Raw genomic sequence first — 10,735 nt, 5'->3', positions numbered from 1 at the left:
TCCACCCTCGAACGCGGCATCCGCCGAGACGACGACCTCGCCCACGCCTACCGCGACTGGCTCCAAGCCGCTTGACAGGCAATAGGAGCATCAGCGCCGGACCGCGCTCAGACCTCGGCGCTGGATCCCGGTGCGAGCCGCAGGTGGTCGGCGCCGCCCAGGGCGCCGATCTGCCGGTCGTAGACCGGCCGGGCGAGATCGGTGAGCAGGGCGTCGTGGATGTCGTAGGCGCGTTGCGGCGCGACCTCGCGGACGTAGTCGATGACCTCGGAGATCTTGTTCCAGGGGGCCATCACCGGGAGCATCAGCGTCTCGACGGGCGGGTCGGGCACGGTGAGCGCGTCTCCGGGGTGGAAGAGCCGGCCGCCGTCGATCAGATAGCCGACGTTGGTGATCCGCGGGATGTCCGGGTGGATCACCGCGTGCAGCTCGCCGTGGACCTGGACGTCGAAGCCCGCCGCGGTGAACGTGTCGCCGTGGCCGACGGTGTGGACCCGGCCCGGGAAGGCGGCGGCGATCTGGTCGGCGACCGACTTCAGGGTCCAGATCCGCGCCGCCGGGTTCGCCTCCATGGCGGCCCGCAGCCGTCCCTCGTCGAAGTGGTCCGGGTGCTCGTGCGTGATCAGGATCGCGTCCGCGCCGACGGCGGCGTCGGGCTCGCTGAAGCCGCCGGGGTCGAGGACGAGCGTCCGCCCGTCCTGCTCAAGACGGACGCAGGAGTGGGACTTCTTCGTGAGCTTCATGGGAACCATCCTCCTTCGCGCCGAAGCCGTGTGCTCACTCCGCGGGTGTGGTCTCCTCCCGCACGACCTGCTGGGCCACCCGGAACGCGCTGTTCGCGGCCGGCACACCGCAGTACACGGCCGCCTGGAGCAGCACTTCCTTGATCTCGTCGGGGGTGAGGCCGTTGCGCAGCGCCGCCCTGGTGTGGAAGGCCAGCTCCTCCAGGTGACCGCCGGCGACCAGCGCGGTGAGCGTGACACAGCTGCGTGTGCGGCGGTCGAGTCCGGGCCGGTCCCAGATCTCGCCCCACGCGTAGCGGGTGACGAACTCCTGGAAGTCACCGGAGAAGTCGTCGGACTGGGCCAGCGCCCGGTCGACGTGGGCGTCGCCCAGGACCTCGCGGCGGATCTTGAGGCCCGTCTCGTAGGTGTCGGGCCGTCCCGGCGGCTGCGGGGCCGTCACGGGCGGGGCGATCTCGGCGATGGGCGCGGCCTGCGGCGGGGCGGCGATGACCGGCTTCGCGGGTGCCGCCACGATGGCCATCTGGCCGGTCGTCGAGTCGAACGCCGGCTGCCAGGCGCTGGAGAAGTGCCGCACCAGCAGGTCGGTGACGGCCGCGGGCTGCTCGACGGGCACGAGGTGGGAGGCGCCGGGGACGACCGCGAGACGGGCGTCCGGTATCCCGGCGACCAGGGTGCGCGCCTCGGCCGGGCCGGTGACCTGGTCCTCCGAGCCGACCAGCACCAGGGTGGGCACGCCGACGCGCCCCAGTTCGGGACGGACGTCGAAGCCGGCCAGCGCCTCGCAGGCGGCGATGTAGCAGCCCGGGTCGGTGGTGCGGACCATCTGCACGGCCCACTCGGTGATCGCGGGCTGCGCGGCGGCGAAACCGCCGGTGAACCAGCGCTCCGGCGAGGTACGGGCGATCGGGTCGAGCCCGTTGGTCCGCACGATCACCCCGCGCTGCCGGAACTCGTCGGCGGTGCCGAACCGGGGGGAGGTCGCGACCAGTGCGAGCGAGGCGAGCCGTTCCGGGTGACGCAGGGCCAGTTCCACACCGACCGCGCCGCCGAGCGCGCACCCCGCGTAGCCGAAGCGCTGCACGCCGAGCGCGTCGAGCGTGGCGAGCAGCCGGGCGGACAGTTCGGCGACGGAGTCCGCCGGGTGGGCGGGCGCGCCGCCGTGCCCCGGCAGGTCGAACCGGAAGACCCGCCACTGCCGGACCAGTTCCGGAACCTGGCGGTCCCACATGTGCCAGGTGGTGCCGAGGGAGGGGCCCAGGATCAGGACAGGTGCGTCTTCCGGCCCGTCAAAGCGGTACTGGAGGGTTTCAATCTTGCTTTCGCTCACGGGATCACACCTTTATCTGTCACGATCTTTCACACTCCCCCCGCCAGGCCTCCCCATGCCTCCGCTGCTGGAAGCAGGTCCGCCACGTCCGGCTTCACGTATCGCTTCTTGGTTGTCTACACGTACGTGTGCCCGGCGCACTTGGCGAGCAGGTGATGCGGCACACCGTTGCCGGCCAGGTACGTCAGGCACGACGCCCGAGCATCGTACAGACGGCCCCTTCGAAGCCGTTTTCGTCCATGAGCACGTACCCGCCGCCCTCGTACCCTTCGCCCGCCGCCATGGGGTGCTCGGCCCGCCGGCCATCGGGGCTGCGAGGAGGGGCAGGTCTGCTCCGAGGTCGGACAGCGGGCCGCTCCCGTCAACGCCTTGTCTCAGGCGGTGGAGGGCAGGGGGCTGAGGCGGTGCGGGAAGCGAACGCAGACCGCGGCGGACGCGGCCGCGGCGACGGCGACCATCGCGCTGCCGAGCAGGAGCGCCTGCTGGTAGCCATGGTGGAGCAGTGGCGCGGCGAGCAGCGGGCCGAGGATCTGGCCGATGCCGTATCCGACGGTCAACAGGGCCACGGCGCGCGGCACTTGAAGGTGGCTGCCGATGGACAGGGCGATGGTGCTCACCCCCATGAAGGTGGCGCCGAACAGGACGGCGGAGACGAGCGCGGGCGCGGCGCCGCCGAGCAGGGCGGGCAGGGCGATACCGACGGCCTGGATACCCAGCGAGGCGAGCAGGAGAGCCGGCCGGGACCAGCGGTGGGCGAGGCGGGTCCACAGGGCGCAGGAGGGCAGCGCGGCGACGCCGACCACGATCCAGGCTCCGCCGCCGAGCCGGCCGCCCACGCCCTGTTGGATGGCGGCGACCAGGAAGGTACCGGCGATGATGTAGCCGATTCCCTCGAAGGTGTAGCTGACGAGCAGGGCGAGGAACCAGCAGCGGGTACGGGGCCGTTCGGCCCGGGTGGTGGCCACGGCGGCGGTGTCGTCGGACTGCGGGGCGAGCGGCCAGGCGAGCGCGGTGAGGAGGGCGGCGAGCGCTGCGCAGGTCCACCAGGCGGCCTGCCAGGCGGAGGCGGCCTGTACGGCGACGACCAGCAGGCCGGACAGGGCGATCCCGGCACCCACCCCGCCGAAGGCCCAGCCGACCAGGTGGTGGGCGTGGGCTTGCAGGCGCGCGAGCATCGCGCTGACGGCGATCACGAAGACCAGGGCGCTGGCGGCACCGGCCACCAGACGCAGGACGAACCAGGCGGTGCCGTCGTGCGTGAGGGGCATCAGCGCCAGCGTCGCCACCAGCACGACGAGCGAGCCCCGCAGCGCCGGGGCGGACCGTACGAGGGCGGGGGCGGCGGTGCCGGCCAGGGCTCCGGCGAGGTAACCGATGAAATTCGCGGTGGCCAGGTTCGCCCCGAGCGCGGTGGAGAGTCCGGCCTGCTCGTGCATGAGAGGAAGGATCGGGGTGTAGACGAACCGGCCGACTCCCATGGCCGCGGCGAGGGCGGCCGCCGTCTGAGCGACGATCCACCACGGCGACGGCGTTCTCGGGTCGGGCAGTGGCTCCGATGCCTTGCGGCTTGTCGGTGACTGCGCGGCTGCTGGCGGCTTCACGGCTGGGGCACCTTCCTGGCGGCGTTCACGGGAACGCCTTCGACGCTAGGCAGTGCGCATACGGCTGTGAAATGCCGGTTACGCTGCTGCTATGCGCCACAGGCATGGATGAGTGAGAGGGGACGCCGGGGATATGGATGTCGAGCTGCGTCACCTGCGGGCCTTTACCTGTGTGGCCCGGCTTCGCTCGTTCTCGCGGGCCGCCGAGGAGCTTTTGATCACGCAGCCGGCGCTGAGCCGTACCATCGCGCAACTGGAGGGCAAGCTCAACGTGCGGCTGCTGGAGCGTTCCTCGCGGCACGTCGAACTGACCGATACCGGCGCGGAGTTCCTGGTGCATGCCGAGCGGGTGCTCGCGGCGCTGGACGAGGCCCTTGCGGTGGTGAGCCACCGTGTCACCCTGCGGCTCGGCTTCAGCTGGCTGCTGCCCGACCCCTGGGCGCAGCACACCGTCAGCCGGTTCGAGGAGAGCACGGGCGCGTCCGTCGCCCTGGCCCGGACCGACGCCCCTCTCCAGGCACTGCGGCAGCACGCGGTCGACGTCGCCCTCGTCCGCGGGGATGTCGACGTACCCAAGGGGGCGCGCGTCGTGCGCCTGGGCGACGAGCCGCGCATCGCCGTGTGCTCCGAGCACTGCGCACTGGCCCGCCTCGGCCGTCTGGACTGGTCGGATGTGCGGCACTGGCCGCTGGTGGTGAACACGGTCAGCGGCACCACCGGACCCTGGTCGTGGCCGGCCGACCAGCGCCCGGACCAGATCATCGAGACGGCCAACTACGACGAGTGGCTGGAGTCGGTGGCCGCCGATCGAGGCATCGGCATCGTCCCCGAGGTCGCGCAGCGCCGCAGCCGGCACCCGGCCCTGCGTTTCGTGCCGCTGACCGGGGCGCCGCCGAGCCCGGTCAGCCTGGTCTACCTGACCGATGCCCAGCACGCGCTGATCCACCGTTTCCTGGACGCCGCCGTTCAGACCGCGCCCTAGGTGTGTCGACCCGGAGCGTCGGCGGGTGTACTGACCACGAGCGTTGTTGGACGCCCGTTCGGCATCCGCCTCGACCACGCCCGGACGGGAACGGGCCCTGAACCAGTACGCCCGGAGCTGCCTGACCAGGCCGCGCTCCTGAAACATGTCTCCCGGTTCACACGTCGTCCCCACCCGCGTCGAGACATGGCTCACGCAGCCAGGACGCGTCCAGCGGCTCGGCCGGCCGGGGCAGGGAAGTGTCGGACGGGTGTTGCTCGGGTCAGGCCCGCGAGCGCCCTTTCGGTTTTCTAACCTGGTGTCAGGTGTGCAGTGACTGCTCGTGCGACCGTGTCTCGCACCTCGGCAAGGGTGGGGGTCGGCAGGCCGCGTTCGGCGGCGAGTTCGGCCAGGGAGGTCATCCGTACGCCGGGCAGCGCGCAGGCGGTGAAGGTGGTGTAGACGTTCAGGTCGGGGTCGATGTTGAGGGCGAAGCCGTGGCTGGAGACGCTTCCGCTGATGCGCATGCCGATCGAGGCGAGTTTGCGGTGATCGGGGGCCCACACGCCCACCAGGCTCTCCTCCCCCGGCGGCGTCTCGCGGCGGATCGCTGGGAAACCGAGGGTGTCCAGTGCGTCGATCAGCGCCTGCTCGACACGGCGGATCAGTCCACGGGGACCGAGCTCACGCACGTTGAGCACGAGGTAGCCGATGAGCTGGCCGGGACCGTGGTAGGTGGCATGTCCGCCGCGGTCTGTCTGCACCAGGTCGATGGGGGAGGCGGCGTCGGGCAGTTGGTCGTTCGGCGTCCGGGCGGTGTAGGTGATCACCGCGGGGTGCGTCAGCAGGAACAGCCGGTTCGCCGCGAGCCCCTGTTTGCGCTCCTCAACCCAGCGGACCATGTCCGTCTGCGCCGCCGCGTAGGGTACTTCTCCCAGGTCCACACGTTCCAACGCCGGTGTGAAGGTCGTTCCTCCGCGGATTCCGGCAGCCTCACGGCTCGTCTCCTCACTCATGACCACGGTTCCTCGACCGCTCGGCGGCTCAGGCTGCCGCCAGTTTCTGAATGCGCGGATGGTTCTCCAGCGCCCACCGCACGCTCTTCGGCGGGCGCCCGAGCAGGGTTTCCAGCTGGTCGGTGAAGCCGCGGTACCCACCGCCGCCGATCAGCCGGGTGAGGGTCTTCATGTGCTCCGCGGTGTGCGGGAACTCGGCCAGGGCAGGGTCCACGTAGGTCTCGTTCCAGGTTTCGACGTCGTCGGGGACGTAGGTGACCTGGCGTCCCAGCACGGCTGCGAAGTCCTCCGCGAAGCCGTGCATGTCCTTCAGCTCCGGACCGTTGAGTTCGTAGGAGTTCGAGATGTGCGGCGCCGGGTCGGCCAGGATCTTCGCGCACGCCTCCGCCACGTCGTGCCCCGCGATGGGCGCGAGCCGGTGGTGGCCGAAGGGCAGGCGCAGTTCGCCGTTGCTCAGCGGACCCAGTGCCAGCCAGGTCATCAGGGGATTCTCGACGAACATGGCCGCCCGTACGTTGACGGCCGGAAGGCCGGACCACTCCAGCACCCGCTCGGCGATCCAGTGGGCCCGCTGCTGCGGCGACCAGTCGGCGACGAGCCCGCCGAGCCATGCGCGGCGTTCCTCGTCCGGCGCGGTCATCTTCTCGAACGTCATGAACGACTGCTCGTACTCGGACATGTTGACGAAGACCTCGATGTCACCCTGGGCCCGCGCGGCTGCGGCCATCAGGCTGACGGCGTCGCTGTAGTACGGCGACAGGCTCATGCTGAAGTAGGTGCGCCGGACGCCCTTCAGCGCGGCTGTCACGTCGGCGACGGTGAGCAGGTCTCCGACGAAGACCTCGGCCCCGGTCTCGCGGAGCGCCTGCGCACGTTCGTCGTCCTGCCGTACGAACGCGCGTACCGGGTGGCCTTGTTCAAGCAGCATGCCGACGATCGTTCGGCTCACACCGCCGATATGGCCGGCGGCTCCGGTGATCAGGATGGGATGGCGCTCCGACATCGATGATTCCTCTGTCTGGTTGGGTGGGTCAGCTGTACGGAAAGGCCGGGGGATGTGGCCGGCGACCGTCTTGGGTCCTGCTCCTGCCGAACCGTGCCGGGCAGGCGGACTCTGCGCAGTGTCATCGGGGCGCGGGGCCGTCGATGCGGGCGAGGAAACCCAGGAGCGCGGCGTTGGTCTCCGCGGGACGCTCCTGCTGCGTCCAGTGCCCACACCCCTTGAGCACCACCACGTCGTGCAGTTGAGGCGCGAGTGCGGTCAGCGGGTTGCCCGAGCCGCCCTCACCCCGGAAGATCTCGCCCAGCGAGGGGCCCCCGTCCGGGTAGCGCAGTGAGGTGACCATGTCGCGGTCTCCCACCACGTACAGCGCGGGGACGTCGATCCCGCGCCCCCGGAACGCGGCGAGCAGTTCGTTGTTGCGCTCGATGTTCCGGTACCAGTTGAAGGCTCCGGTGAACGCCTGCTCGCCGTGCAGGGCGAAGTCCTCGGCGTACGCCTGGATGTCCTCCTCGGTCAGCCAGGCCGGGAGGTCGGGCGAGGCCGGCATGGTGTCCAGGAGACCCAGACCGTCGGGCACGACCAACGGGCGGGGCTCCCTGCCGAGCGGGTTGTCGCCCGAGGCACCGACCAGGAGACGGCGGAAGGATTCCGGTATGTCCTTGGCGAACTCGGCGTCGGCGACACCCGGCTGCTGGAAGTAGATCTGGTAGAAGCCCTCGCCGTACTGGGTGCGGGTGATGGAGGGCGGGACCATCCCGCCGGGCAGGATCGGCGGAACACTGAGCCCGGCCACCGCACGGACCTTGTCGGGGCGCAGCATCGCCGCGGTCCAGGCGACGGGTGCGCCCCAGTCGTGTCCCACGACTACGGCGTGTTCCTCGCCGAGTTCCTCGATCAGGGCGACGACGTCGCCGACGAGGTGGAGCAGGGTGTACGAGGTGACGTCCGGCGGCTGCTCGCTGCGGGCGTAGCCGCGCTGGTCCGGCGCCACGACCCGGTACCCGGCCGCTGCCAGCGCCCCGAACTGGTGACGCCAGGAGTACCAGCTCTCCGGCCAGCCGTGCAGCAGCAGGACCAGCGGCCCCTGCCCCTGCTCGGCGATGTGCAGTCTGACTCCGTTCACGTCGACGAAGCGGTGGGTGAGCGAACTTTCCATGAGCATGACCTTGAAGTCGATGGGTGCCTACTACTTGCTCAACTGCGGGTACAGGGCGGCCAGGTCTGCGGACAGCTGTGACTTGATCCAGCGGGTCGTGTCGTCGGCCAGTACCTCGTGCGCTCCCGTCTCGATTCCGTCGAGGGCGGCCACGGCCACGTCGCGGGGGTCGGCCTTGGGTGCGTCGACGCTCGACGCCATGGCGGTGTCCACGTAGGCCACATGGAGCCCGGTCACCGCGATGCCGCGCGGCTGCAGCTCCAGACGCAGGGAGTTGGTCTGCGACCACAGGGCGGCCTTGGAGGCGCTGTAGGGCGTGCCGTCGGCCAGCCAGGACAGGGCGGAGTGGACGTTGAGGATGTGGCCCCCGCCGTTGCGCTCGATGATCGGCACGAAGGCCCGGGTGACCAGCAGCGGACCGTAGAAGTTGGTCTCCAGGTCCCGGCGCACGTCCTCCAACGGGGAGTCGAGGTACGAGGCGCGTACCGAGGCGCCGGCGTTGTTGATCAGGATGGTGACGTCCTGGGCCCGCTCGGCGGCGGCTGTCACCGATGCGGGGTCGGTGACCTCGAGAGCCAGCGGAACGGCGTCGGGGTGCGTCACCGTGCGGGGGTCACGGGCCGTGGCGTAGACCTTGCCGGCACCATGCCCGTAGAGCTCCTCGACCAGCATCTTGCCGATGCCCCGGCCGCCTCCGGTGACAAGGACGGTGGCGCCTTCGATTGCTGTCATGACTACCTCCATGAGCTGGGAAACCGATCGGTTTCACCCACGGTAAACCGATCGGTTTCTTCGTGCAAGCAAGGTCGCGCGACGGCTGCTCGGACGGCCGTCACGCCCTGCGAAGCAGCCGTTTCCCAGGCCGGCGGCGAGAGCCCATGCGGTCCTGTCCCCGAAAGAGGCCGGAGCGGCGCGACGCGACGATGGGCACGACAACGATCGTCATCGCGGTCGCCCCCGCCGTCGGACGGCCGCCCTGGCGATCGGGGCGCCATGGATGCGGCTCGACAGCGGGACCCGCAAGGCGCCCCTCGACATGCTGTCGGTCGTGCTGTCCGCCGTCGGCTTCGGCGGCACCCTTCACGGCCTCGCCTCCGTCGGTGGGTTCAGCGGCGGAGGGCACGCGATCGGCCGCGGCCACGATCGATGAACGCCGTGCTCAGGCCCCCCGCGTCGGGCGCACCGAAGGGACCCTCCGAGCCGAGCGAGGCGACGGTGACGAAGACCGCCGTGCCGAACGCGCCCGCGACCTGCTGCAACGTCGAGAGGATCGCACTGCCGTGGGAGTACAGGTGGTCCGGCAGCGTGCTCAGCGACACCGTCATCAGCGGGGTCATCATCAAGCCCAGCCCACCCATCAGCAGGCCGCCGGGGAGGACGGCCAGGCCGCCTCCGCAGGAGAGGCAAGCGGAAACCGATCGGTTTCCGTGTGCTTGGCCGGCACCAAAGACGTTAGTCGCCGTCGTGACAGGGGGACGTTGCTGGTGGGGCTTCCTGTGAGCGTGGAGCCGCCAAGGTCTACGCCACCGCCGACGCCAGCCGGTGCCGTCGATCGTCAAGCTGATGCAGCGATCAGTTTCGGATATGCCGCGCGCATCGCCTGCTGATACCGATAGCTGCGTGCTCAACCTCTGGGGTCAAAAATGATGTCCTCTCACACCACCTCCACCATCTTTGTCATCGGTGGCACAGGGGCTCAGGGGATGCCCATCGTCCGCGCTCTTGTCGCCGACAAGAAGTACTCCGTCCGACTCCTCACCCGCGATTCCACCTCCCCCCGGGCCCAGGCTCTCCTCGCGCTCGGCAACGTCTCCACCCTCGAAGGGTCATTTGCCGACGAAGACGTACTGCGGGAAGGATTTCGCAGCTGCGACGGGGTATTCATGAACATCGACGGATTCAACACCGGCGAGAAGACCGAGACCTACTGGGCCATCCGCAGTTATGAGATCGCGATTGAAGAAGGAATCAAATTCTTCGTCTATGGGAATCTCGACTACGTACTCAAGAAGTCCGGCTACGACTCCAGGTTCCGCACCGGCCACTATGACGGCAAAGGTCGCATGGCCGAATGGGTACTGTTCCAAAACCAAAAGAACGGGGACAGGATGGGGGCGGCCGTCTTCACTTCAGGTCCCTATATGGACATGGTGATCTCACCGCTCACGCCCATGACACCCTCCGTGGAGGACGGTGTCGTCACATGGCGAGTCCCTCTCGGCAAGGGAGCCATTCCCCACGTGGATCTCGAAGATTGCGGGTTCTACGTTCGCTGGCCTTCGACCATCCAGAGCGGGCGAACGGCATGGACCTCGAAGTCGCCATCGAGCACGTGGCCTATGCAGATATGGCTGCGGCATTCGAGAAGGTCACCGGGCATCCGGCACGGTACATCGACACCGATCTGGACACATATTGGAGCGGTCCACTGAAGGAGGTGGCCGATCTCCCCGCCGGATACAACGCCGATCCCAACGACAAGGCCACCATGAGCTTCAGGGACAATTTCACGGGCTTCTGGAATGTGTGGAAGCACGGAATCGTCACCAGGGATTACGCTCTGCTCGATGAAATTCACCCCAACAGGATCCGAAGCGCTGAGGAGTGGTTCCGCCGAGAAGACCAGATGGGACGAGACCTCGGTAAGGGAAGTCTCTGGGAGAGGGGCCAGCCGGAGAACTTGAGCATCGACTCTGCGGTACTCAAGAGCAGCGCGGACATGAGGAAGGGCAAGTTGTAAACGGGCCGGTTCCAGGCATACCGAGGCCTCCCGCTGAAACAACCCAAACACTGAGGTCACCCGCGATGCACATGACCCCATCCGGGGCGCCCTAGTGTCTCGTGATCCTGTTCATGGAACCTGAGGCTTCTGTGATCGTTGAGTCAGGTATGGATCTCTCCTCTGAACAGATGGCAGAACTGCGG

General features: G+C 69.1%; 11 protein-coding genes. 3 read left to right on the top strand and 8 right to left on the bottom strand.

Annotation, left to right across the window (positions count from 1 at the left end):
- Positions 1-107: 107 nt before the first annotated feature.
- The 3 genes from ACIRFL_RS42900 to ACIRFL_RS42890 form a co-directional block, all read right to left on the bottom strand.
- Positions 108-743, bottom strand: coding sequence for an MBL fold metallo-hydrolase (locus tag ACIRFL_RS42900; protein ID WP_404040941.1), 636 nt, complete (start codon positions 741-743; stop codon positions 108-110).
- 34 nt (positions 744-777) lie between these two features.
- Complete coding sequence (gene pcaC / locus ACIRFL_RS42895; RefSeq protein ID WP_404040938.1) at positions 778-2,073, bottom strand: 4-carboxymuconolactone decarboxylase; 1,296 nt, start codon at positions 2,071-2,073, stop codon at positions 778-780.
- 374 nt (positions 2,074-2,447) lie between these two features.
- Entirely contained in the window at positions 2,448-3,551 is a 1,104-nt protein-coding gene (locus tag ACIRFL_RS42890; protein ID WP_404040944.1) for a YbfB/YjiJ family MFS transporter, read from the bottom strand.
- Between the two features lie 256 nt (positions 3,552-3,807).
- Between ACIRFL_RS42890 and ACIRFL_RS42885 the strand changes: the two genes are divergently transcribed.
- Positions 3,808-4,656 carry a LysR family transcriptional regulator gene (locus tag ACIRFL_RS42885; protein ID WP_404040936.1) on the top strand — a complete coding sequence of 283 codons (849 nt, stop codon included), beginning with the start codon at positions 3,808-3,810 and terminating at the stop codon, positions 4,654-4,656.
- Positions 4,657-4,946: 290 nt separating this feature from the next.
- Here the strand turns inward: ACIRFL_RS42885 and lipB are convergent, their stop codons facing one another.
- The 5 genes from lipB to ACIRFL_RS42860 all read right to left on the bottom strand — a co-directional run bounded on the left by lipB (position 4,947) and on the right by ACIRFL_RS42860 (position 9,150).
- Positions 4,947-5,651 (bottom strand): lipoyl(octanoyl) transferase LipB, encoded by a 705-nt coding sequence (lipB, locus tag ACIRFL_RS42880; protein WP_404040933.1) that lies wholly within the window; start codon positions 5,649-5,651, stop codon positions 4,947-4,949.
- Between the two features lie 28 nt (positions 5,652-5,679).
- Positions 5,680-6,654: an NmrA family NAD(P)-binding protein gene (locus ACIRFL_RS42875; RefSeq protein ID WP_404040930.1), complete on the bottom strand. Its 975-nt coding sequence runs from the start codon at positions 6,652-6,654 to the stop codon at positions 5,680-5,682.
- 121 nt (positions 6,655-6,775) lie between these two features.
- Positions 6,776-7,810, bottom strand: a complete 1,035-nt coding sequence (locus ACIRFL_RS42870) for an alpha/beta fold hydrolase (protein ID WP_404040927.1) — start codon at positions 7,808-7,810, stop codon at positions 6,776-6,778.
- Positions 7,811-7,840: 30 nt separating this feature from the next.
- Complete coding sequence (locus ACIRFL_RS42865; protein WP_404040924.1) at positions 7,841-8,542, bottom strand: SDR family oxidoreductase; 702 nt, start codon at positions 8,540-8,542, stop codon at positions 7,841-7,843.
- Positions 8,543-8,916: 374 nt separating this feature from the next.
- Complete coding sequence (locus ACIRFL_RS42860; protein ID WP_404040921.1) at positions 8,917-9,150, bottom strand: hypothetical protein; 234 nt, start codon at positions 9,148-9,150, stop codon at positions 8,917-8,919.
- A gap of 363 nt (positions 9,151-9,513) precedes the next feature.
- Here ACIRFL_RS42860 and ACIRFL_RS42855 point away from each other — a divergent pair, with 363 nt between their 5' ends.
- Together ACIRFL_RS42855 and ACIRFL_RS42850 are read left to right on the top strand one after the other, a co-directional pair.
- Complete coding sequence (locus ACIRFL_RS42855) at positions 9,514-10,242, top strand: NmrA family NAD(P)-binding protein (protein WP_404040918.1); 729 nt, start codon at positions 9,514-9,516, stop codon at positions 10,240-10,242.
- A 5-nt stretch (positions 10,243-10,247) separates the two neighbouring features.
- The gene (locus ACIRFL_RS42850) at positions 10,248-10,550 is read left to right on the top strand and encodes a hypothetical protein (RefSeq protein WP_404040915.1); all 303 of its coding nucleotides are present in this window, start codon (positions 10,248-10,250) and stop codon (positions 10,548-10,550) included.
- The last annotated feature ends 185 nt before the right edge of the window (positions 10,551-10,735 follow it).

Origin of the sequence: Streptomyces sp. NPDC102462 (assembly GCF_044765425.1) — a bacterium.
GTDB lineage: Bacteria > Actinomycetota > Actinomycetes > Streptomycetales > Streptomycetaceae > Streptomyces.
Note: the sequence above shows the minus strand (reverse complement) of the source record. Positions and strands in the feature narration are given on the sequence as shown.

Coding starts and splice junctions, on each gene's coding strand:
- ACIRFL_RS42900 (WP_404040941.1), bottom strand. CDS start 743: ATGAAGCTCACGAAGAAGTCCCACTCCTGCGTCCGTCTTGAGCAGGAC.
- ACIRFL_RS42870 (WP_404040927.1), bottom strand. CDS start 7,810: ATGGAAAGTTCGCTCACCCACCGCTTCGTCGACGTGAACGGAGTCAGA.
- ACIRFL_RS42875 (WP_404040930.1), bottom strand. CDS start 6,654: ATGTCGGAGCGCCATCCCATCCTGATCACCGGAGCCGCCGGCCATATC.
- ACIRFL_RS42860 (WP_404040921.1), bottom strand. CDS start 9,150: ATGATGACCCCGCTGATGACGGTGTCGCTGAGCACGCTGCCGGACCAC.
- ACIRFL_RS42855 (WP_404040918.1), top strand. CDS start 9,514: ATGCCCATCGTCCGCGCTCTTGTCGCCGACAAGAAGTACTCCGTCCGA.
- ACIRFL_RS42890 (WP_404040944.1), bottom strand. CDS start 3,551: ATGGGAGTCGGCCGGTTCGTCTACACCCCGATCCTTCCTCTCATGCAC.
- ACIRFL_RS42885 (WP_404040936.1), top strand. CDS start 3,808: ATGGATGTCGAGCTGCGTCACCTGCGGGCCTTTACCTGTGTGGCCCGG.
- ACIRFL_RS42865 (WP_404040924.1), bottom strand. CDS start 8,542: ATGACAGCAATCGAAGGCGCCACCGTCCTTGTCACCGGAGGCGGCCGG.
- lipB (WP_404040933.1), bottom strand. CDS start 5,651: ATGAGTGAGGAGACGAGCCGTGAGGCTGCCGGAATCCGCGGAGGAACG.